This window comes from Verrucomicrobiales bacterium (assembly GCA_016793885.1).
GTDB lineage: Bacteria > Verrucomicrobiota > Verrucomicrobiia > Limisphaerales > UBA11320 > UBA11320.
The window spans coordinates 1-24,375 of record JAEUHE010000047.1 but is presented as its reverse complement, the minus strand read 5'-3'; the positions used below and the strand labels follow the sequence as shown (position 1 = coordinate 24,375).

The window sequence follows — 24,375 nt, the reverse complement described above, 5'->3', positions numbered from 1 at the left end:
TTCTGTAAGCGTTGGCGGATGACACCGCCGGGCCATGACCGGCGCTTCAACGCTAGGAGCGGCCTGGGCGTAGACTGAATGGAAAACGAACGAAAATGTAGCGATTGTGGTGGGACACTGGCGACGGCAGACGTCCAGCCCGTCTGTCCTGCATGCATCTTTCGGCGTCTTTCCAACACCAGCTCCACGGTTTATCCTGCCCAGAGTGCGGATACCACGCCTCGGAGCGGCACCGTTCCAGAGGGTGATTCGGATACTGATTTCTACGCCGAGTACGAGCTGCTGGGGGAGATTGGCCGCGGTGGTATGGGCGTGATCTACAAGGCGCACCAGCCGGGGCTCAACCGGACGGTGGCGGTGAAGGCCATTCACGCGGCGGGACTGGTGGGAGACGTGGCGCGACGGCGGTTCCAGGCGGAGGTGCAGATGGCGGGTCGTCTGAACCACCCCAATATCGTACCTGTGTACGACGTGGGTGTGATGGACGGCTGCCCGTGCTTTAGCATGGAATATTTTCCAGGTGGTAGCCTCGCTGACCGGTTGGGCCGGTCAGTTCTGCGGATCGAGGATGGCGTGGCTTTGCTCACCAAGGTGGCGCGCGCGGTATACTTCGCACACCAACATGGAGTGCTTCATCGCGATCTCAAACCCGCCAACATTCTGTTCGATTCGGTGGGTGAACCTCACGTGGCTGACTTCGGTCTCGCCAAGGAGCTCGGCTCCGGTAGCGATCTCACCCGCAGCGGCGCGGTTCTCGGATCACCCAGCTACATGTCGCCTGAGCAGGCGGCGGGCAGGTCGGCGTCGCTATCGGTGGCTACGGATATCTACAGCCTTGGCGGAATTTTGTACGAACTTCTGACAGGTCGTCCGCCGTTTCTCGGGGCGACGCCATTGGAGACGCTGCGGCTGGTCGTGGAGGAGGAGCCTCAACGACCCAGCATGGTTGCTGGCCCCGGTGATCGCGATCTCGAAACGATCTGCCTCAAGTGTCTGGAGAAGGAGCCCTCGCGCCGGTACGCGACCGCCGGCGATTTGGCTGCGGATCTGGAACGCTGGCTTCGCCATGAGCCGATCCACGCCCGGCCGGTCAGCAGTGGGGAAAGGTTTTTCAAGTGGGCGCGGCGACATCCCGCGCTGGCCGGTGTCAGCGCGCTATTGCTCGTTGTCCTTCTTGCAGGAATGAGCGGTGTCACCTGGCAGTGGCGGAAGGCCGAAGAGGCACGTCGGAGCGAAACGCAACAGTTGCGCCGAGCTGAGGCGGCGCTAGCACGCTCGGCGATCGCGCTCGCGGAGTCCTCGCTGCGCGAAGGCAATGGCCCGGCCACTCAAGCTGCGCTCGACACGGTGCCCGTTGAGCTTCGCGATGCGACCTGGGCTTACTTGCTCGGTGAATCGGACACATCGCGATTTCTCCAGCCTATGGGCGATGGGAAGATGGACGATCTCGTGCCACACCCGACCAGGCCCTCGGTGTTCGCGACGTCCTGTCGCGGAGGGGGAATCGTGATCTTCGACGTGAGGGATGGGACGCGGTTGCTTGAGTTTGCTCCAGGATTCGAGCAGATCGCCACGAATGCCGCATTGCGGCTCGCTTTCTCGAGGGCCGGCGATCGCTTGGCCATCGGCCGCACCGGCCCTGGCGGCATCGTGGTTCACGACGCGGCGGATGGTAGAAAGCTGGTCGAGTGGAAGGCTCCACGCTCGGGGCGGCTGGAATTCAGCCCTGATGGCACCATGCTCTTGCAGACCAGCGCGGACCGTCGGCGCCTGGAAATGTGGGATTCCATCGACGGGACTCATCGCTGGGAACACAAGGACTCGTATCAGGCGGCGCGTTTCCTAGGCGACGGACAGCGCTTGGCGAGTTACTGCTGGGTGGAGGGGCTTCGTCTGGTGCAGTCCGTGGATGGATCCAATGTGATGAGACTGCCCGGTGACTATTTTCAGGAGTTTGCGCCGCAGCAAGGCGGCAACCTGTTGGTGGCGGTGAACCCCATGGGCTTTGTGCGTGGCTTTGAATTGGCGGACGGGCGACTACGCTTCGAGATTCAGCCGCACGAGAGTGACATTCGCCGTGTGGCCTTCCTTCCCGGAGGCGAACGGTTTATCACGGCGGCGACGCTTCCAGACGGACGTCAGGCTTTGCAATGCTGGGATGCCGGCACCGGGCGAGCGTGCCAGAACTTGAACGGTGGCAGTGGCGAGATCCGAAACTTCTCCCTGCATCCTCTCTCCGGCGAAGTCATCGTCGGCGGGCGCGACCTCCGGGTGTGGGATACGGCGAGTGTGCTGCCGCTGCGAGTCATTCGGGGCAACAACGCTCACCCCAGCGCGGTATTCTGGGGTTCGAACGACGATCTGTTTGCTCCCTCGACCCATGGTTTCATGGGTGCCGAACTTCAATCCATCTCTGGCACCGAACCCACGGTTCGGTGGACTCCCCCAGACAACGATTACGGGCAACCCAGCGTCAGTGCGGATGGTCGCCGTGTGGCGATCGGCAGGTATAATTCGTCAGCAATAATCAAGGTGCTGGAAAGGGCGGGGCAAGAGCTCAAGCCTATCGCGTCATTGAGGCCCAAGGGTCTTATCGCGCATGTTCGGATTGCCCCCGGAGGAGATCGCGTGGCGGTGCTGCGATCGGATTTCACAGGGCTCGAAATTCTGAATGTCGTCCGTGGCAAACCCGCAGTGGCGCTGGAAGTGGCGGACATCAGGCGCTTCACCGATGTCGTCTGGCTCAATTCCGGGGACCATCTCGCCGGACTGGTCACCACCCACGCGCCCCGCAGATCTCCTGGTTCGGTCGAGCAGATTGTCCTGTGGGACATGGCCACGGGAGGAATCGTGCGCCGCCTGACCAACGCCAGTATCACGAGCGTGGCCTGCCCGGCGCCGGACGGACGCCGCTTCGTGGAGGCGGGTGCGGATCGTAACGTTCGCCTCCGTGACGGCACGACGCTTGAAGTGGTGCGTGAGTTTCGCGTCCACAATGCCCCCCTCACCGCGTTGGCGTGGCACCCCACCCGGCCGATCCTCGCCACGGCCTCTGAAGATCTGGGTATCCGCCTGTGGAATCTCGACGATGGCACGCGCCTCGAAGAGCTTCGAGGTCCGCTCTCACCGCCGAGCGTGCTCTCCTTCAGCCCGGACGGGACCCGCCTGGCCACCGCATCCCGAGACCGGGTAGCCCGCATCTGGGAACCGCGTTCGCTGGCTAAAGCGATCGTCCGAAAGTAAGCCACTGCCGATGAGCCAACATCCGGGAATGGACTCACCACGGATTTCACGGATGACACGGATTAAGAAAGTGTTGCGGCAATCTTGAGCACGAGTTCGCACTCCTTCTCAGAGTGATATGGGTCGTCCTTCCAGGTCGTTGCAGATCCGTGTCATCCCTGAAATCCGTGGTTTCCATCCTCCTTCCTAGGTTCAAGAAGAGTCGTGATTTCGCCAGCTATTCCGTTGGTTTTCTGTGGGATGCACGTTTTGCTCCGAAGCTGCCAAGAAAAGTTCAACTTTCGTGAGACAAGGCCAAGGAAACGTTTCTGTAAGAGTTCGAACAAGCTTTCAGTCCGATGAAAACCGAACCCAACAGATTCCACCAGACGTGCCGGCGAATGGCTATCCTCGTTGTGTCGATCCCGCTTTTGAAGGCTCGTTCGATTTTCTTTCCCTCCTTGTTTATCGCCGTCGGGATCGCATTGATCGGCTGTGGCGGGGAAAAGCCGGCCGCTCAGCTATCGGTCTCGCCCGAGGTGGTCGCCAAGGTCGGGGAACTCACCATTGCCGCTGAGGATCTCTCAGAAGCTCTCGCCAAACGCGCCAAGTCGCTCGGCGGGGAAGCAGGGCCGACGCTGCGTCAACAGGTCCTGGATGAACTGATTCGCGAGAAGGTTCTCCTGAACAAAGCCAGGGCGGCGGCCGTGGACCGTGATCCGGAACTCGTCCGGCGTTGGGAACGGATGGTCGTGGCGAAATACGAGACTGCGCACAAGCCCGACGTCGAGAAACAACCGGCTCCGACAACGGCCGAGGTGGAGGAGTTTTATCGGGAGAACGCCGCTGAGTATCAGCGCCCGGAGCGAATCCGGGTGGCGTTGATTCAGGTCAAGGGCTCTGCGAAGGCCACGGTGGAGAAACGCGCTGAGCTGCGCGCTCGTGCGGAAAAGGTTCGGCGCCTCGCTCAGGAGCCGAACGCGAACTTTTCTGAAGTCACGCGATTGCATTCCGAGGATCGTGCGACGCGATACTCTGGAGGCGAGGTGGGCTGGCTGGAGCGCGGGCAGACGCCGCCGTCTTGGCCGAAGGAGCTGGTGGACGCGGCGTTCAGCTTGGAAACAGCTGGCGTCATCGCCCCACTGGTCGAAGCGGGCGGAGGTTTCTATGTCCTCAAACTGATCGAGCGTCAGGCAGGAGGCCTTCGTCCCCTGGCCGAGGTGCGCGAACAGCTTGTTCACCAACTCAAGGAGCGGCAGCGACTCGCGAACGCGGAACGATTCTACGCCGAGCAGCGTGTTGGCGTAACCGTGGAGATTAATCAGTCCGCTCTCCAGGCTGTTCCGCTTCCTGCATCCGTCGTGGCCAAAGCCCCGACAGCACCACCTTCTCTCCCTTCGAATTGATTCTCCGTGTTACGTACCATGAAACCATCAACGCTACTGAACCACTGCCGGATTGCGGTGGCCGCCCTCGGCCTGCTGCTGGCCATGTTGCCCGCGCACGCCGCGTTCACCATGAACCAGACTTTTAATCTGCGCGCCGGCTGGAACGCCATCTGGCTCGAAGTCGAACCCGCGAACGAGGACATCAACGTCGTCTTCCAAGGCGTCCCGGTGGAGAGCGTCTGGACGTTCGCCTCGGTCGTTTCCGCCGTGGATTTCATCCAGGACCCGTCGGAGACAGTCTGGAATCGTGACCGTTGGCTGGTGCATCTGCCGACCAATCGAGTCGCGTCGCTGAACAACAATCTCTTCAAGATACTCGGCAATCGCGCCTACCTCGTGAAGGTCAGCGCGCCAGCCACGCTCACTGTTGCCGGCGAGCCGAAGCTGCGATTCCCGAAGTGGGCACCGGACGCCTACAACTTCCGCGGATTCCCGGTGGATCCCAACGCGCCGCCGACCTTCGCCAACTTCTTCCGATTCTCGCCCGCCCATTACAACAACACGCAACAGCAGCTACAGAAAATCTATCAGCTCAACAGCGCGGGGGAGTGGACTTTGGTGAACCAGTTCGATCGCATGAAACATGGGGAGGCCTACTGGGTGTACACGGCGGGGGTTTCGGATTTTAACGGGCCGCTCGGGGTTTCCCTAGAGTCCGGCAACGGCCTTCAATTCAGCTCTGCCGTTACGGACTCGACGCTGCACCTGCAGAACGTCGGCAGCATCGTCCGAACCGTCACGGTCTCGGACATCGGTCCGGGCGGTTCGCTGTCGTATCAACTCAATACCACCCCGCCGAGTTGGGCCCCGCTACCGCGGCCGTTGACGCAGATACTGGGTGCGAACAGCTCCTACAACCTGCTGCTGGCGGCAAACTTCTCAAGCACCAGCGCCACGCTCTACGAAACGATCGTTCGCGTGACTGATGGTCAGGGAACGATGTTCAATATTCCCGTGGACATCGGCCGCACGCCGCTAGGGGTCACCGGAACTCCCGCGCAACGCGAAGCCGCCGGGCGCGCGGGATTGTGGGTCGGGACCGCGACGATCAATGGAGTCAGCGAAGTTCACGCCGGATCGCTGGTGACAAACATCGCCACGAATGCCGTCACTGGCGCCATCACTCGCGAGGTCACGCGACAAGGCGCGGGCAACAATCCGACCCCAACGCGTTCGGAATTCAGCTTGCGCTTGCTGCTGCACGTGGATACGAACGGCACCGTGCGCCTGCTCAAGGACGTGGTGCAAATGTGGCAGGAAGCGACCTACGATTTCGACCAGCTTGGCCGACGCGTGCAGCAAACGCCGGGGCGTTACGTGCTGCTGACGGATGAGCGGCTTATTCCGCAGTACAAGGGCGCAGTGCTGCGTGATGGCGAGATGGTGGGCCGACGCCTGAGCACGGCGGACTTCCCGTTCACGAGCACACCGGCCAACAACTTCCTGCCGCTGACCGGCACGTTCGCCGTCAACAACACCGTGGCCGGCTCCTACACCCTGGGTGCGAACGACGCGGTGAATCCGTTCAAGCACAAGTATCATCCGGACCACGACAACCTCGACGCCACGTTCACGAGCTTCCGGGGCGAGGCGTATGAGTTCTCACGTTCGTTCCAGATGACCTTCACACCGACCAACACCGTCGGCGTGACTCCATCCGACTACGGCTACACCAGCCTGAGCGGGACCTACGTCGAGACGCTGCGTGGTCTTCATCGGACCGACATCGTGGCCAGCGGGCCGTTTCAACTGCGTCGCGTGATCAGCACGCCGGTGCTCAATCAATAATTTTTCAAGTGGACGTTTATGAATTCCATCCGAAACACTGCTAGTTTCCCTCGGACAACGGTTCGCCACGGAATTGTCGCCGGACTTCTTTTGTTGGCCGCAACGCTGCAGACCTTCGCGCAACAGGTGTTTCCGACCTTTTCCGGACGCGTCGTCAGCGGCCCCGATGATACCGGCCTGGCGGGCGTGAGGGTATCGTGGACGCTCAGTCCAAACAATGGTGGAGCCAGTGGCGGGGGCGGAGTCACTACGACCGACGCCAACGGCAATTACTCCGGAACATTCAGCGCTGCGACAGCTGGCTCAGGCTTCGAGTGGCGGTTCACTTTCACCAAGGCTAACCACACCATTAATGGTTTCGATCGTCGGGTGATCGGTTTCAGCGGCAATTCCGTGATGCCGGACCCCTCAGTTCGCTACGGCCCGCTTACGGGACAGGTCAGGTCAGGCACCTTCGGTGTGCCCGGAGTGATGATTTTTCCCGGGGACTTCCCGACTGTAACCAGTACGCCGAGGCCCCCTACCGGCAACATTCCTGACAATTCAGGCGCCGGCATCGAATTCACCCAAAACAGAGATGAACCCGGCTTCATCACCGGCATTGCCGTCACGCCCACCATCAGCCATCCGCGCGCTGGCGACCTGGAGATCACTTTGATTCACCCCGACGGCACTACCGTCGATCTCCGCAAGGCCAACTCGGATGCCTTCGCCTACAACAACCCGACCTACAGCGAATTTGTCAGTTCTTTTGAATCGCCGGCCAAATTGTTCGGCAAATCCGTAAGCGGCGCGTGGAAGCTGCGCGTTAGGGATTTGGTAGGGGGCAATGTAGGAACACTCGTGAGTTGGAGCATGGTCGTGACGACTGGTCCGGTGGTCACGGATGCCAATGGTAATTTCGATGCGGGCATCGCCAAGAATCATCGTTCGCTTCCATCTCATCCGCTCGTGACCAGCTTCACTGCGACTTTCACCGACATTCCAGCAGGTGTACCAACCGCCCTCTACGTGCAGACAGGAACCATCGTCGGTAGCGTCTTCCCTACGACCGCGAACACCCTGCTCCGTCAGCAGATACTCTCAAGCATCAGACTCCGCGCTCCACAGGCACCGTTGAATGACCAAAGGGGGGCGGTCGTCTCCCAGACTCTTGGTACGTATGATCTTTCCCAGCGGACCGGTGACGGAACGATCTTTGCCAACGTGCCTGTCATGGGGAATGTCAACGCCGTGATTACTCCCAGCGGACGCGGCATGACATTCTCGCCGGCGAGCATCACGTCGTATGCAGGCGCGACCAACGTGAACTTCACCATCACCGCCTCACCGCCTGCCATCGGCCTCCCGTCCAGCGTCACGATGAACGAGGACGAGACCTTCTACGGCTTCGCCACGGTCGCCGATCTCGAACAATCTGCGGCGTCGCTGACCGTGGTCTCACGGTACTCAAACAATCCGCAGCTGATCAGCTCCGAAGGCATCCTCGTGGGCGGACCGCTTGCCGAACCTTCATCGCGGCCGTTGGTGCTGACGCCGATTCCGAACCAATTCGGCACGGCCACGGTGTCCGTAGTCATCAGCGACGGCGCGCTCTTGACGACCAATTCCCTCCAGCTCGTCGTGAATCCAGTGGAGGACACGCCAACCGCGGGCATGGCGGGCGCGCTGAGTTTGAACGGCGTGGACGGTTACGTGGCCGTTTCGCCCGGCTCGGTGATTCCGACCTCTGGTGATTTCACGGTGGAAGCGTGGGCTTACCTGAATCCGGGCACTACCGGAAACCGTGAGATTCTTTCGCAAGGCACCAGCGGCAACGCGTTCTACATCGGCATGGGCAACGGAATCGTGCGCGCGGGAGACACTTGGCAGAACCCGAATAACGTTCCGTTCCCGATCGGCGTCTGGACGCACTTCGCGGTTGTGAAATCCGGTAGTAGCGCATTCCTCTACACCAACGGCGTGCTGGTCGCATCCATCGGCTCCGGTGTTGTCAACCCCGCCGCCAGTGAGTTCCGCATCGGCCGCCAATACGGCGGCTTTGGCGAAAACTGGGCCGGTCGCATCGACGAAGTCCGCGTGTGGACCACCGCGCGCACCGCGAGCGACATCCGCCGCACGATGACTGTACCGCTGGCCGGCAACGAACCGAGCCTGCGCGCTTACTACCGCTTCGAGGAAGCCTCGGGAGTCATCGCCTACGACTCCGCATCGAACGTCGGCACGCAGGGCGGTCCGGAGGACGGCTACCTGACAGGAGGCGCCTCCTGGGGCAACAACAACGGCATCAACGGCCGTCAGGGCATCCATCGCTACACGGTTGATGAGGACACCGCGACGCCACTTTACCTCGTCGGCCAGGACGTGGACGGCCGCCCAATCAACACCAATCTCACTTACACCCTCGATGCGCCTCCCCAGCACGGCACCGTGAGCCGCAGCAGCGGGTTGATAGGCGTCAGCGGCGAGAACCCGATCATCTACCTCCCGGCGACGAATTACATCGGGCCGGACATCATCAAATACACCGTTACCGACAGCACCGGGCTGAGGCGGGGCGCGACCCTAGAAATCAACGTCGCCAACATCAACGACGTCCCGACCATCAGCGCGATTCCCGACCAGCTCATCATCGAGGACACGACCAACACGATCGCATTCGTCGTCAATGATTCGGACGCCAACCAGGTGAAAGCCGACCTCGCGGTCAGCGTCGTCTTCGAGTCCGGCGGCACGGTGCCGATCCTGACGAATTGGGTCACCACGGCCAACGGCACCAATCGCACGCTTCGCATCGTCCCGGTCCCGGGCGAGATCGGCAATGTCATCGTCACTGTTACCGTGCGCGATACGCCGGGCGACTCCGCGAGCCGAACGTTCGAGCTCGCGGTGCTTCCGAAGCCCGCCTACGCCGTGCGCGACATCGGCACGCTCCCAGGCTGGTCCACCAGCTTCGGCATGGCCATCAATGATCAAGGTCAGGTCGCCGGCTACGCGGGCCGCAATTCCAGCGCGGAGGGACGTGCCTTCCGTTTTAACGGGATTCTCGATGGCGGCACGCTGACCGATCTCGGTGCGCCCGCCGGAAGCACCAGCTACGCCCACGGCATGAATGGGAACGGGGAGATCACCGGCTCGGTGATAGAAGGGGGCGTGCTGCCGCAGGCGTTCGTCTATCGTACTGGTGGCTTTATCAAGCTCGGTTTCGCGGGGGTCGGCAATCGCTCCGAAGGCCGCGCCATCAATGGGCCGGGCCAGGTGATCGGCTTCGGCAACCTCACCGCAAATGCTGGCAACCGCGGGGTCATCTACACCAACGGCGTGTGGGGCGTGCTCCCTTCGTTGATTGAAACCGAGGTGTCGGAAGCCTTCGGGATCAATGACGGCGGACAGATTGCCGGTCGCGCTGTCATCAACAACGCCCTCCGCGCCGTGCTTTACACTGAGGGCGGCCGGCTTGTAGTTCCGCTTACTGGCGGTGCGACGAACAATTACGCCCATGCGATCAACAGCGCAGGCGCCCTGGCCGGCGCCATGACCATCAACGGCACGGCTCGGGCCTTCCGGTGGGAGGAGGGACGGGACCCGGTGCTGCTTGGCGGATTGACAGGCAACGGCACCAGTGTCGCCTTTGGCATCAATAACTTCCGGCAGAGCGTTGGAACTGCCCACAACGGTTCCGGCACTGCCCGCGCCTTCCTGCACAGTGCCGACCAGATGTATGATATGAACGATCTGCTCCCGCCCGATTCGCAGTGGCAGCTCGACGAAGCCCGTGCCATCAACAGCGAGGGTTGGATCACCGGCACCGGTCGCACCAACGGCCAGACGCGCGCGTTCATCGCCATCCCGGCGTGGGTCATCGGACGCAAAATTGCCCGACCGCTGGGTGCCACGGCGCTCGTTGCCCCCGAGATTGAGCTTCTCGAGCGCGGCAGCACGTTCGACACCGAACAAAATGCATTCTACTGGAGCCAAGCCGAAGGCCGCCTCTACGCCATTCGTCCGGTCACGGCCCGGTTACGCTGGCGGCTCGATTCCAATCCGGGCAACACCAACCGTGTCGTTTCGGTTGGCCAGAACATCTGGCCGCGCACGCCGACCGTTCACGTCGCGAACACGCCGAGTGAAGTGCAGCCGCAGGGCGTCGAGCTGCCACACAGTTACCGTGAGCTCCAATACACCACCGCGACGGGTGCGGGGGTGGATCCGAGCGCAGCGATCTTCAACGCCTCGGGCATCGGTTACTCGGTGTTGCGCTACGTGAAGTCCGACGGCCAGCAACCCAACGAAGCGATTCATTTCCCGGCGTTCGATGTCGTCCGCACCGTGCTGTGGGACGACACGCGTTACCTCGATGACAACAAGTCGGTCTTTGTCGGCGACACGCTCGAGTACCCCGGGCACTTCGATTACCTCGATCGTCAGGGCCATGTCTTCTTCCCTAACGCATTCTACGACGGCTCCGGCGCCGACCGTGCCTACGATCGCCCCACGCGTTTCGGCTCGATCATCCCGGTGAACGTCCCCAACGCCACCACTGCGGCACCGACGAATCAGCTCGTGGTCGTCTGGTATCGCACGAACCGTCTCGGCGTGGCGTGGTCTGGTCTGCCGGTGCGTTACGCCGTCGAATGGCCCGTAAACACCACCCACCTCGTCAGCATCGCCAATGGCCTCGGTTCCGGCCCTCTTGAGGACGCGCTGCATCCGAATAAGAAGGTGTACGTCCAACCGGAACCGCATCTCCCCGGTTACAACCCGAACGAGGAACACGCGCTCATAGGTCCATCGTCCTCCGGCGAAGCGCTCTACGCGTTACGCAACGACCTCAACGCCGGACTGAACGTCTCCGAGCCTTATGCACTGCTGAAGTTCCGCAACCCCGGCAACGGCAAATGGGCGATGCGCACCTACAAGGTCATCTTCGAGGGCGACCCGACCTTCGAGGGCGTCGCGGGCAACGCCGTTCAACCGCCGCTGCCCATCAGCCTGATGATGCCGCAGTGCGACAACTCGCGAATCCTCAAAGGACCTGGTTGGAAGAATCATCTGGGCACGATCTACGCCAAGTCCGCTGGCCCCTACGGCGAGCATGCCGAGATCACCATTCAGTGGTGGTATCAACTCCAGCCCGGCTTCTACTATCCGGTGAATGGTCGCCGCGAAGGCAACTGCGTCGACTGGATCACCGTGGTGGATGGACGTTCCCGTCCGATCGATGCCAGTTACGACATCCGTTGGCCGGACGATCCGCCGATCCTCAACATTGGCGAAAGCCTGCTGACGCCGAAGCGCGGCCTGCCCGGCGTCAAGGACTGGGCGCATGCGAGCATCATTTACGACGACATCGATCCCGGAGACACCAACAGAATCTACGCGCTTGCGCGTTTCTACGATCCGCTGTCACCACGCACGATTACGAACGTCGCGAATTACACTCTCCCGCCTGAGATCAAACAGGAGCTGATCGTCGACAAGGTCTACTTCCCTGAGCTTCCGTATCACCTCAAGCAGCGGTTCACGTACAATCCGCAGACTCGCGAACTCACCTTCGCGGGTGTTTACGACACCGGAGCCGAATTCGGCGGAGCGGATAATCCTTTGTTACTCCCGAACGTCATGAGTCCGCGGGATTGGGAGCGCATTCAGCAACTCTCCCGAACGGGAATTTGGCGCGACGCGATCAAGCGTCTCTATTACTTCACCCGCAATCCGAACGGCGTCGACTTGTCGCCGCAGAACGGCCGGCCCGACGATGAACTGCGTCTCGGCCTTACCATGAGCGGCACCAATGTGGTGCTGGAGAAGTTCGGCGCCGGGCCGAAGGCACTCACCGCCGGCCTCGGTGGCATCCCACCTGCCGAACCCAGGCCCGGGAAGGCCCTCAGCTTCAACGGGGTCTTTGATCCCATCACGCTGGGCAACTTCGGCGCCCTCGTCGGGGATTTCACCATCTCCACCTGGGCGAAAGTCTCCGCCGCCAACAACAACGGTGCGTTCTTTGTCACGTCGTCCGGTTTCGAGTTCAGTCCGCAGCCAGGCGCGAATCGCTTCGTGATCAGCGATCGTGCCGGGCTCGACCTCCCCGGAATTGTGTCGCATGTCTTCGACGCGGACTGGCACCACTACGCGCTCGTTCGCGAGACGACGAACCTCACTGTGTTCGTGGATGGGGTCCGCATCGGCAGCGCGCTGGCCTCCGGCCTGCAGGAGACCTCCGGCTTTGCGATCGGCCAGGGCTTCAACGGCCAGCTCGATGAGTTTCAGATCTGGAACGTCGCCCTCAGTTCCTCCGATCTCAAACGTCGGATGCGCAAGCAGCTCAACGGGCGCGAAGAGGGGCTCATCGCCTACTTCCACTTCGACGAAGGTGCCGGGACCACGATTGCGTCCGCGACCGTCAGCGGGCTGCCCGGGAGCTTCGGGGGAGCATCGACTCGGTGGGTGGATTCCACGGCGCCCGCCGCCATACCGCCGCGCTTCATCACGCTCGCCGAGAACAACGACGCGAACCGACCCGAACTCCCGACCACACTTTACGTCGTGCGCATCGACGAAGGGCCGACGCTTGGCGACGTGAAAGTGTTACCGTCCGACAACGTTTTCGATGAACGCATCACGATGCGCCACAGCGCGGACTTCGGTGGCGCACCGGAGCTGATGGAGTTTGAGTGGTATTACCATCCGGACACGGGCGGCGAAGTGGCTACGGACCTGCCCGTGGTGGATGGCTCGGGCAATATCATCGATCCACGTGGCTGGTTTATCTATTCGACCGAGGACGCCGGCCAGGGCTTCAACGACATCACCCTTGGCGAAGGACCGCGCAATGGGCTGCTCACGATGTCCGACAACTGGTTCATCTGCCGGTATCGCGGCTACAACATCGACGGTGTCACGAAGTGGAGCGACTGGGTTGGCCAACCGGGCGGTGGGCGGGCCCAACTCGCAGAAGGCTGGATCAAACGGGTCATCGACGGCCTCAATCCCTTCGAGCAACGTTCCGACAGCTTCCATTCCACCGAGGCGTCAACCCTGGTCAACATGCTCACGCAGGCGGGGCGCCGTTACGAGGGGCCGGTCGCCTTTAATCCCGATCCGAGCTACCTCAACACTGTCGGTCTCATCGAGGCTTACACCACCGTGTTCGAGCGCGGCAAGTCTCTCAGCATCGAAGGCACGCCGCCCGTGAACTACGAGCCGGCCAACACCTCGCTTCTGCTCGTCGGTGGTCGCATCGCGGACTTCTACATGATGCTCGGCAACGAGGCGTACGCCGACTCTACCGATCCGACGATCGGCTTCGCCACGGATGGCACGGGTGGGACGGACTATGGCGTGTTCGCCTCTTCCGTCTTCGCTTTCCAGAACCAGCTCGACTCCCTGCTCGAGGAGGAACTCGTGCTTCTGCGGGGCCGCGATGCCTCGTCGGCGAGCGTCCGCATCGGTCCGGTCTACAACCGCCTCTTCTGGAACCTCACGCGTGGCGATGGCGAGCTCGCCTACGCGCAGAGCTACAACATCATCGACGTCAACTTCGACGGCTTCGTGAACATCGACGACGCCTCCGCGATGTTCCCCCAAGGTCACGGCGACGCGTGGGGCCATTTCCTCACCGCGACCAAGGCCTACTACGACCTCCTTCGCAACACGAACTACACCTGGGTGCCGCGCGCGGAGTCCGTCCGGCTCGGTGGGGCGGTTGTGGCGGTGGACTACCTTGACGAACGCAAGTTCGCTCGCGCCGCCGCCGCGAAGGCGAAGGTCGGTGCCGAGACTGTGAACCTCACCTACCGCCAGACCTATGTGGACGATCCAGCCGGCCAGTTCCAGGGCTACAAGGACACCGACGCCGAACGCGCGTGGGGCCTCTTCGAGTGGGCTCAGCGCACGCGCCAGGCCGCCTATGTGGATTGGCTGATGGCCAACACGATTCTCCCGGCTCAAGATCCGGACCCGACGCATTCGGGCATCACCCGGATCGATCGAACCACCGTCACCGAGATCGGCGAGATCGCGGCCAACGCGGACGAAATCCAAGCGCAGCTCGACAAGGCGGATCGCGGGCTGAACCCGCTCGGCCTCGGCAAGGGCGTGGTGCCGTTCGACGTCGATCCCTTTTTCCTGGACATCGGTTCCGGCACGCAAAGCCGGACGCACTTCGACCAGATTTACGAGCGCGCGGAGACGGCGATGAACAACGCGATGAACGCGTTCAACAATGCCAGTCAGCTCACCACTGCCCTGCGTCGCCAGCAGGATTCCGACACGGATTTTGCACGAAACATCCAGGAGCAGGAACGCGATTACAAGAGCCGGCTGATCGAGATCTTTGGCTACCCATACTCCGGCGACATTGGGCCGGGCAAAACGTATCCATCGGATTATGATGGACCGGACCTGTATCACTACATGTATGCCAACGCGACGGAGCTCATCTCGTCGACCACCGCCACCACCCGAAGCTTTACGAGGGTCCTTAGCTCCGTAGAGACGGACTACGGTAGCTTCGGGTTCTACTTCCCGGGCGACACCAGCAGCCGGGCGCTGCAGAATAGTGTGCTCCGCGTGACGTATCCCCAGACCGCCGCGAGCTATAGTCTGCTCGCCCCGGCTTCGTGGGGCCAACGTCGCGCGCCCGGCGAATTGCAGCTCGCGGTCTCCGACCTATTGCAAGCCGACGCGTCGCTGCGCATCAGCCTCGCGAACTACGACGCGTTGATCAACCAGATCGAAGACGCAGTGGATTTGCTCGATGCGCAATATGCGCTGAGCAATGTCGTTGTGACGGCGTTGGGTGATCAGCAGAGCGAGGTCGAATCCATCAACAGCCTGATCACCAACTACCGGATCGTGAGTGGAGTTTTCCGCCGAGCGGGATCGATCGCCCGCGACGTGGCCGAGGTCGCCGCGATCACCATCGATAATCCTCTGGACCTCGGCTCGGTCGGTGCGTCCGCCGTGGCTACCTACGCGCTCGCTGCTGCCGAAATAGCGGAGTCGATTGCGGACGGAACGGACGGAGCCATCGCCACTGAGGAGCAGTCGAAGGAGGAACTCGAACTGACGACGGGGCTCACCATCGAGACCGCCAGCCAGAGCTTCGAGGTTCAACAGCGTGTCAAGGAAGTGCAGCAACTCATCCGCAGCGAGCCCGCCGCGCGCATCGAGGCCTATCAGCTTGCGGAGACGGTACGTCAGGCCGCGACCCGCTACCAAGCTGCACTGGCGGGTGGCCAGCGTCTGATGCAGGAGCGCCTCGCTTTCCGCCGCTACACCGCGGGCGACATCCAGGACAGCCGCTATCAGGACATGACGTTTCGCGTCTTCCGCAATGATGCGGTGCAGAAGTATCGAGCGCAGTTTGATCTCGCGGCGCGTTACGTCTATCTCGCGGCCATCGCCTACGATTATGAGACGCAGATGCTCGGCACGCAGAATGGTTCTGGCCGCGACTTCCTCACCCAGATCGTCCGCGACCGCAGCCTCGGTGTGATGCAGGACGGCATTCCAGTCGTCGGTCAGCCGGGTCTATCCGATTCGCTTGGTCGTCTGAAGCAGAACTTCAATGTGCTGAAGGGGCAGCTCGGTCTCACCGTCCCGGCCCTGGAGGGCAACAAGTTCTCCCTGCGCTCTCAAATGATGCGCATCTCGCCAGACGAAGGCGGCGAGGAGGCGTGGCGCAATGAATTGAAGAAGGCACGGGTGGCGGACCTCTGGCAGGTTCCCGAGTTTCGACGCTACTGCCGGCCGTTCGCCCCGGAGTCCGCCGGAGCGCAGCCTGGGCTCGTCCTCCGCTTCGGAACCACCGTCACGTTTGGGTTGAACTACTTCGGCTGGCCATTGGGCGGCGGGGACAGCTCGTACGACCCGACCTACTTTGCCACCAAGATTCGCTCGGCGGGCGTGTGGTTCGACAGCTACGACGGCTCCGGCCTCTCTCGAACCCCGCGTGTTTACCTGGTGCCTGCAGGAATCGACGTGCTGCGGTCGCCCACAGGCTCCTCTCTCGCCACGCGCGAATGGAAGGTGCTGGACCAGCAAATCCCGCCGCCCTTCAAGCTCGGTAAGACGACGCTCCGGAATCCGAGCTACATTCCCATCCACGACTCCCTCAGCAGCGTGTTCGGCGATGTGCGGAAGTTCTCCAGCCTCCGCGCCTACCACGATGGCGGGGAGTTCGACGAAAGCGAGGCCGCGACGGATACACGCTTGGTAGGCCGGAGCGTCTGGAACACGGAATGGCTGCTGATCATTCCCGGTGGCACCCTGTTATCCAATCCGAACCAGGGCCTCGATACATTCATCAACTCTGTGGGAGACATTCGCATGTTTTTCCAGAGCTACTCCTACTCGGGCAACTAAGCCACGTCAGGACCTTTGACATTCTGCACATGAACTTGGAACGTCGTATGAAACACACCTCGCTCACCCTGGGTACATGGTTCCTTGGCCTGGCCGCGCTCACGGGCCTTCTGCAGGCCGAGATCCCTGAACCCGACAACATCATCTATGGCGTCATCACCCGGAACGGTCTGCCGGTGCGCGCGGCCGACACCGACGTGGTCGTCGAAGCTCGACGGAACTCCGACGGCACCATTGTCGCCAGCTACCGCATGGGCGACAGCACCCGTTCGGGCGACAACTTTACCCTGCGGGTGCCGCTCGAAGCTTTCGCCCCGGTTTTTGATCCGTGGTCGTCGGTTACCGGCACCGCGTTGACCCTCGTGGTCAGCGATCGGAGCGGCAGTTTCGCGGAAGTGCCGCTCACGGTGGGCGGACGCGGTCAGTTCCATGAACTGAACATCAATGAAAGCCAAGGGTTTGATTCCGACAATGACGGGCTCGTGGACGAGTGGGAGATCGCGTGGTTCGGAAATCTCCTTCAAAGTGCGACCACCGACAAAGACGGCGACGGTTTGACCGACCTCGAGGAGTATCTCGCTGGAACCGATCCCAACAACTCGAATAGCCGATTCCGGCTCGGCATCCGATCCAGCGAATCGGCGGGGAAGGAAGTCTTCTTTGTTGCCCAGGCGCAAGGGGGCAGCGGATATCAAGGCAAGATCCGTAGGTATACCTTGGAATGGACGACCGACTTGGATAACAACCTCTGGACACCGCTCACGGGGTATATCGGAGTGTTGGGTGCAGGCCAGACCGTGCGCTACCCGATCCCAGCGGAAGGACCACAGAGCGTCTTCTACCGTGTCGTGATCCAGCTCGAAGACGTTGGACCGCCGCTTCCCCGATGATGCGGGCTTCCGACCCTATGGAATGAGCGGGGACATATTGCCCACGGAACACGCGGACCACACGGAGTCGGAGGGGATTCAGAAGAGCAGTAACATCAGTCGGCCAGGCCCCTGCAAGTCCTCTTCAGATCCGTGTGATCCGCGTGTTCCGTGGGCCAAATTTCCCCTTGGAATGAGTCCCTTTCTTCCCTTCAAGCCCTGTAGGAGCCGAGGTTACGAGGCTTGGTTCATGGAGAGAGCCTATCGGAACTATCATTGCCGGGTTGGAGACGGCGCAGCCGATTTAGCGGGCATGGCGGGGGTTGGCGTATCGCCCATGAGTTCCGCCACCTTGGGCTCGATCGCCGCTGCCCAGACGCGATGTCCCTCCTCGTTGGGGTGTTCGAAGTCCGGCATGAGGGATGCCGGGATGCTGCCATCCGGTCTCAGTAGTGCTCCTACATGGGAGTTCCGTCCGACATCCAGCTGCGGACGATCGAGTCTCCGATGTAAATGAGATCGACCTGACCCTGCTTCGCCCGGGCATTGATCGCTCCCTTCAAAGCAACTTAACCCAAAACATACGCCAAGCTCTTGACAGTGTTCCACTGAGGCCTACAAAGGCGGATGCATGAAGCCTCTCAACCCACTTCTCTTCTGCGCAGCGTTGGTGGCCTTGATTCCCTCCGACATCCTCGCCCAAACGCCGTATACCCAGATCATCCTCAACGATGAACCTCTCTTGTATTGGAACTTCGACGAGGCGGACGGACCTGCCTTGCAACTGGCGCCCTTGTCGGTAAAGCCGATCACGACGGAGAATGACTTAGTTCCCCTTTCGGGCGCATCGCGTGTTAACCACAGCGAAACGGGTGGCTTCGCGAAATTGGGCCGTGCAGCCGAGTTGAACGGGAGCAATGCGTTTCAGGCTCAGGCCCTGCGCGCTCCGTTGACTGCCTTGCAGCCTCCTTGGGCCGTCGAATTCTGGATGCAGGTCAGCGGTGCCAACGATTCCGAGCGGCAGGACTACCTGCTGAATTTTGGATCGGCCCCTGACAATGCTCCAGCTTTCATTTACGACTTTAAGCCAGATCAGCTGGAAGCCTACCAGGGTGCTCGGACTGATAACGGTCCAGGGGTGAGCGACGTGTCCTGGAAACACGTCTTGTGGGTCTACTATGGCGACGGAGCGAACGGTGTGGCGGATCGGATGGACATCTGGGTCAACGGCGAGAATTCGGGAAATGTCCGCAACACGTTTGCCCGGCCCCTTCAGTTGAATGAACGTCTGCTCGTCGGAGCAGCGACGCCGGTGGGTGTCAACGGGTTCGAGGGCCGGTTGGATGAAATCGCCGTGTACGATCTGTCGGCTCTGGGCGACGAAGGCGGGGTCGAACTCAAGGCGGCCGAGTTGGCCACCCATTACGCGGCCGCGAATGATTCTACCGTGCCCAGCTACAGCGATCTGATCCTGGCCGCCGGACCGTTGCTGTATTGGAATTTTGACGAGGTTGATGGAAATGCTCTGCAGCGGGTACCGCTGGTGTTGCCGGAACCCAACAATGAGATGAACCATCTGCAGCAGGAGAGCGCGCTGCGAGTCGCCCATGGGGATATTTCCAGTGGACTGGACTTGGGGAACGCGGCGGATTTGTCGGGAGTCAATTTTTTCCGGACCGATGACCTCGATGTTGGGATGGAGAGTCTCGCCGCTCCTTGGGCGGTGGAGTTTTGGATGCAGGTCTTGGGAGAGAATGCCGACTTGCGGCAGGATTATCTGATCAACTTCGGCACCTCCCCCGACAACTCGCCCGCCTTCATTTATGACTACAAGCCCGACCAGCTAGAAATCTTTCACGGACCTCGCACCGATAACGGGCCGCGTATTTCCGACCAGCAGTGGCATCACGTTTTGTGGGTCTTTTATGGCGACGGGACGGTGGGGGTGAGCAACCGGGTCGAAGCGTTCGTCGACGGAGTGCCTTTAGGCCTGAATGCGAGGAATGACTTTTCGCGCTCGATCAAACTGACGGAGCGGCTTCTGGTGGGGGCGGCGTTGGTCAGCGGCGTGGGCGGATTTGAGGGCCGGCTGGACGAAGTGGCGGTTTACGATCTCAGAGGCTTTACCGATGCCTCGTTGCTCGCGGCCAGAGTGGCCCGGATGGCTTCCAATCATTACGCCGCCGCCTATGGAGAAGCCGGCAATGCGCGCCTGACGATTACCCAGCAGCCCCGCGACATTGAAGCATCGCGAGGGAGCACCGCCACCTTCGACGTGACGGCAACGGTCAGTGCAGCTCCTCCGAATTCCATTACCTATCAATGGCGGCGCAATGGGGTCCCCATTGCCGGTGCCGTCGAACGGACATACACCACACCCGTGCTGACACTCTCGGATGTAGGGACCAACCGATATTCGGTCCGCATCGCGACGATTGGCGGTGTGTTCCTCGTGAGCGAGGAGGCCGACCTCACCGTGGCGGTTCCCCCGGAGCAGGTGACATATTACTCCCAGCAGGTGATTTCGGACGCACCATTTTTATATTGGAACTTTGACGAGTCGATTGGAGAGGTCCGCCAGCGCGCAGCTCTCGGCACGCTCGATCCGGCGGGGTTGAGCAGTCTGCGGCCGGTCAACGACGCTAGCCGATTCACCCATTCGGCCGAGGGTGGCTTGCCCAAACTGGGCAGAGCGGCCGAGCTTAATGGCCTGAATTTCTTCCAGGCGGACGCGTTGCGGGCGGGGCGGGATGTTCTCAATCCCCCGTGGGCGGTGGAATTCTGGATGCAGGTGTCAGGCGAAAATGCCTCCGAGCGGCAGGACTATCTGCTCAACTTTGGAACGACGCCCGATAATTCACCCGCCTTCATCTTTGATTTCAAGCCGGATGAGCTTGAGGTGTTCCACGGAGCGCGCACCGATCGGGGGCCCGTGATCCGCGACGGTGACTGGCATCATGTGGTTTGGGTGTTTTATGGGGATGGTTCCACGGGAGTCGCCAACCGGATGGAGGCGTGGGTGGACGGGGTCAGTTCCGGGAACGTGCGTGCCACCTACAGCCGGTCGCTGAAACTGAACGAGCGCCTTATCGTGGGCGCTGCGCTTCCCAATGCCGTGAATGCCTTCGAAGGCCGGCTGGATGAAGTTGCGATTTATGACCTGAGCGGAGCTGCGAGCGAAGCCGAGGTGGCGTCCCGAGTCGCTGGACTGGCGAGTCGCCATCGGACGGCCGCGACCCAAGCCGGCGGTCCCTCCTACGCGGAGACGGTTTTGGGGGATCAGCCGCTTCTCTATTGGAACTTTGACGAAGCCGAAGGTGACGCGCTGCAATTGGCGACCAATACAGGCCATTTGCTGAACAACGCGAAGAACGCGCTGGTGTCACAAAATGGAGCCTCTCGCGTGGAGCACTTGGCCATCGCGAGCGGAATGGCCTTGGGAAATGCCGCTGATTTCTCGGGCGCGAATTGGTTCCAGGCCCTGACCCTGGAGGCGACCCAAACCAGCCTGCCACCGCCGTGGGCCGTCGAGTTCTGGATGCAAGTCCGGGGCGTCAACGAGAGTGAGCGTCAAGACTACTTGGTGAACTTTGGCACCGCCCCCGACAATTCACCTGCCTTTATCTACGATTATAAACCTGACCAGCTTGAGGTCTTTCACGGAGCTCGAACCGACAACGGACCCACGGTGTCGGATGATGCCTGGCATCATGTGGTTTGGGTGCATTACGGTGACGGGACTGCTGGGGTTGCGGATCGCATGGACGTTTGGTTCGACGGCAACAATCTCGGCAACGTGCGAAACAATTTCTCGCGCGACATTAAGGTCAACGAGAGGCTTCTGGTCGGTGCAGCGTTGCCTGGCGGCGTAGGAGGCTTCGAAGGCCGACTCGATGAACTGGCGGTGTATTCCCTAGGAAATGTGGGTGACGAGGCCGGGGTCGACGCTTATGTCGCTGACCTGGTTGCCCGGCATTTGGATGCAGCCATGAATCCGCCCCCGCTGCTGACATTCGCCAAAAATGGCCAGCAGCTGCTACTGACCTGGGAAGCGATGGGATTCGTGCTCGAACAGAATGCCGAGTTAAGCAATGCGGCAGGATGGACTCCCGTTCCCCAAGGCGGGACCAGTCCTGTCACGGTGTCGCTAACCTCCTCCGCTCATCAGTTCTATCGTTTGCGGAGACCCTGATCAGGGTCCAGACGTTTTCACTATTGTAGTGTCGCTCCAAGGCAAAACGTGACATGAGGTCGCTTGGCTTAGATGGGCTCCTGTGCCAGATTCGGGAATGGGTCAGCACAGGCCTAACGGGTAACTCGTCTGAGTTCACGAAGGGTTCACGGCCTAACCCCGGTCGGATAGGCCTCGTTCCATATCGGCTCGATGAACAATGGCAGTTTGCATGGTTTAAACCGCGCCGTGCGGAATGCAATGTAAGAGGTCGTCTCATCACCTGAAAAGCCTCGCAAATGCGGCCATCCCCTCCGTGGCACCTGGCCTGCTCTCCATGGAGGGAATACCTATGAAGACTAATATGAAGGCAGTGAAGTCGATGATGTGGGCGCTGGCCGTGGTGGCCGTGACGACGGGCTGTGATCGCACCATCTCCAAATCAGAGAGCGAGAAGATCAAGAGCGACGGCACGGTTGAAAAGAGCGAAAAGAGTGTGACGCAATCTCCGGACGGGACCATTAAGAAGGAGGAAAAGTCGTCCACCGAGAAGCCCTAGCGGTTTAGGGTTTGTCAGACCTCTCGCAGGGTACAGGTGGTTGAACCTTCACGCACGTATCCTGAGAAGCCAAAAGTCGCTGAGCGGGGCGAACTCGATCATCGTCGTTTCAATCGAAGCGCGATGTCTGGGTAGTATGTGGGCACCTCGATCGCCCGCACACCGTCGCCCGCGATGTGAGCGCGCCCCACGATCCTTCCGCTCTGGGGATGGATCCATTCGGCTTGCCAGCGTCCCGCACCGAGTTCGATTTGGAGCGCTGTAGCGACGGAAGGAGTAGCGTACTTGTCGTTAGCCTCTTTCTCTTTTCCAGGAGGGGGGACTGGCTGACGAAGGTAGATCCCTATGGCTCTCCCCGGCTGTACCAGCGCCCGGGCGGTCGCTTGTTGGGGAATGCCACCCTTGATCACTGAACTGTCCGGTCGCATCTGGAGGAAGTCAAAGGAGGTCAGGAAATCGCGCAGGATGCGGAGTTCCTTGCGGAAGGCGGTGCTCCCGCCGCCTGGCTGGGTGGCGGGATAGACGAACGTGCCATCCTCGTGGCCGGCTACGAACGAGTAATCCAAGTGATTGAACAGACCGCCGCCGGCGAGCATAAAGTCCCAGGCCTCGGCACGGTAGGGAAAGTTGTTGGTGCCGTGAAAACCGGTCTCGTTGTCGCCAATGACTTTGTTCAAGCCATAATTCATCGCGACGGCATCGGGCGGGCTCGCGTAGTGGAAATTGAATACGGATACGGCTGGGTGAGGGTTCTCGATGCGAGCGCTTTTGTTCGCGATGTTCTGCGTGATAAGATGCTTCTTGGGCAAGGAGCGCTCGGTGGCGACGATCAGGTCGGCAATATGATGCTGCCACGCCAGAGTGACTCCTCCAAAGTAGGGCTCGTTGCAGATCTCGAACATGAGATTGTCGAAGTCGTTCAGTTCGGCCACCAGCTTTCGGGTGAGTGCTTCCTGCACCGCCAACAGGCCGCCGTTTCGGTCCAGCGTGTGGACGTCGTCGCGTCCAATAGCTCCGAGTGCATTGATGTTGTTGCGAGCATTCATCGGGCTCAGCAGCCACTGTTTATCCTCATACATCGGGCAGAACAGGGTGAACTCGACAATGATCCCTTTGCGTTCGGCCTGCCGGACAAACTGCTTGAGGCGTTGGAAGTAGGCTGGGTCCCATCGAGTGAGATCGAAGCGGTTACCGCCGCCGGCATAGCCAGGTTGGTCGCTGCGCGCCCAGGGAGAGATGAACCGTCCGGACGAAGGCGCCAAAGTGTTTCGTGCAATGTTGAACGCCCCTAGGGGTTCCACGTAAGCCCCGCTGAACGTGCGCGTTCCGTTCATGCCCTCCGCGGCCAGCGTGGCGAGGTAAGTCTTGAAATCGAAATCAAGATTCAGCACGGCTCCGTAGTGTTCGCCCGAAGTAATGATCGCCGTAGGGCGGCCTCGCCACTGGAAGTAGTGCGGGTTGGCGGGGTGAAGAGCGATCGGGGCGGCGGACACCGCGGAAACGATTCCGATGCCGATCAGGGCGGCGATCCAACGAGACCAAAGGCGCATGGGATTCATGTGATGGGAATCATGGTGAGCGGGTAGCTCCCTGGAAGGCAATGGAGAATTGAGAGGCTCGATGAAGCTGATCCTCTCTGCGAGCATTCCCGTCTCTGTGGTGCAACTCGGGTCGGCTTAGGTTGCACGGATATACGGAAGGGTTTGAGCTGGCGTGAAGGAAAGGCGGTGTCGTGCCCTCATCTTTACCTCCAAAAATGGGGACTAGACAAGCTGGGCAACGCCGGCTTTTCTCACTTTGTCCTCAAGGCCGAACCCGCAGGGTTCAAAGAAATTTAGCCGGGGGTGCTCGCACCCCCGGAACTGTTAAAAGTACGGAGCATCGCGCAGCGATGCCACTGGCTTCTGAGACTTGCGTCAACCGCTTCAAGGAACCTAATCAGTTCGTCAG

General features: G+C 61.0%; 9 protein-coding genes. 7 read left to right on the top strand and 2 right to left on the bottom strand.

All coding sequences use genetic code 11. The features are described from left to right. Positions 1-78: 78 nt before the first annotated feature. From JNN07_06530 to JNN07_06510, 5 genes are all read left to right on the top strand, one after another. Positions 79-3,243 (top strand): protein kinase, encoded by a 3,165-nt coding sequence (locus tag JNN07_06530; protein ID MBL9167380.1) that lies wholly within the window; start codon positions 79-81, stop codon positions 3,241-3,243. 380 nt (positions 3,244-3,623) lie between these two features. Beyond that, positions 3,624-4,628, top strand: coding sequence for a peptidyl-prolyl cis-trans isomerase (locus JNN07_06525; GenBank protein ID MBL9167379.1), 1,005 nt, complete (start codon positions 3,624-3,626; stop codon positions 4,626-4,628). A gap of 18 nt (positions 4,629-4,646) precedes the next feature. After that, on the top strand, positions 4,647-6,458 hold the full coding sequence (locus JNN07_06520; protein ID MBL9167378.1) for a hypothetical protein: 1,812 nt from the start codon (positions 4,647-4,649) through the stop codon (positions 6,456-6,458). Between the two features lie 18 nt (positions 6,459-6,476). Beyond that, the gene (locus JNN07_06515) at positions 6,477-16,826 is read left to right on the top strand and encodes a proprotein convertase P-domain-containing protein (protein MBL9167377.1); all 10,350 of its coding nucleotides are present in this window, start codon (positions 6,477-6,479) and stop codon (positions 16,824-16,826) included. A gap of 47 nt (positions 16,827-16,873) precedes the next feature. Continuing rightward, entirely contained in the window at positions 16,874-17,716 is an 843-nt protein-coding gene (locus JNN07_06510) for a hypothetical protein (protein MBL9167376.1), read from the top strand. 252 nt (positions 17,717-17,968) lie between these two features. Here the strand turns inward: JNN07_06510 and JNN07_06505 are convergent, their stop codons facing one another. Continuing rightward, a complete protein-coding gene (locus tag JNN07_06505) occupies positions 17,969-18,112 on the bottom strand; it encodes a hypothetical protein (protein ID MBL9167375.1) in 144 nt (47 codons plus the stop codon). Positions 18,113-18,326: 214 nt separating this feature from the next. Between JNN07_06505 and JNN07_06500 the strand changes: the two genes are divergently transcribed. Both JNN07_06500 and JNN07_06495 read left to right on the top strand, forming a co-directional pair. Beyond that, positions 18,327-21,887 carry a hypothetical protein gene (locus JNN07_06500; protein MBL9167374.1) on the top strand — a complete coding sequence of 1,187 codons (3,561 nt, stop codon included), beginning with the start codon at positions 18,327-18,329 and terminating at the stop codon, positions 21,885-21,887. A 331-nt stretch (positions 21,888-22,218) separates the two neighbouring features. Continuing rightward, positions 22,219-22,425: a hypothetical protein gene (locus JNN07_06495; GenBank protein MBL9167373.1), complete on the top strand. Its 207-nt coding sequence runs from the start codon at positions 22,219-22,221 to the stop codon at positions 22,423-22,425. 98 nt (positions 22,426-22,523) lie between these two features. On the opposite strand, the gene JNN07_06490 is transcribed toward JNN07_06495, so the two are convergent. Further along, positions 22,524-23,975 (bottom strand): hypothetical protein, encoded by a 1,452-nt coding sequence (locus JNN07_06490; protein MBL9167372.1) that lies wholly within the window; start codon positions 23,973-23,975, stop codon positions 22,524-22,526. Positions 23,976-24,375 lie beyond the last annotated feature (400 nt).

Excerpts from the sequence above, each read along its gene's own strand:
- JNN07_06530 (MBL9167380.1), top strand. The coding sequence starts at position 79 with ATGGAAAACGAACGAAAATGTAGCGATTGTGGTGGGACACTGGCGACG.
- JNN07_06525 (MBL9167379.1), top strand. The coding sequence starts at position 3,624 with ATGGCTATCCTCGTTGTGTCGATCCCGCTTTTGAAGGCTCGTTCGATT.
- JNN07_06520 (MBL9167378.1), top strand. The coding sequence starts at position 4,647 with ATGAAACCATCAACGCTACTGAACCACTGCCGGATTGCGGTGGCCGCC.
- JNN07_06515 (MBL9167377.1), top strand. The coding sequence starts at position 6,477 with ATGAATTCCATCCGAAACACTGCTAGTTTCCCTCGGACAACGGTTCGC.
- JNN07_06510 (MBL9167376.1), top strand. The coding sequence starts at position 16,874 with ATGAAACACACCTCGCTCACCCTGGGTACATGGTTCCTTGGCCTGGCC.
- JNN07_06505 (MBL9167375.1), bottom strand. The coding sequence starts at position 18,112 with ATGCCGGACTTCGAACACCCCAACGAGGAGGGACATCGCGTCTGGGCA.
- JNN07_06500 (MBL9167374.1), top strand. The coding sequence starts at position 18,327 with ATGAAGCCTCTCAACCCACTTCTCTTCTGCGCAGCGTTGGTGGCCTTG.
- JNN07_06495 (MBL9167373.1), top strand. The coding sequence starts at position 22,219 with ATGAAGACTAATATGAAGGCAGTGAAGTCGATGATGTGGGCGCTGGCC.
- JNN07_06490 (MBL9167372.1), bottom strand. The coding sequence starts at position 23,975 with ATGCGCCTTTGGTCTCGTTGGATCGCCGCCCTGATCGGCATCGGAATC.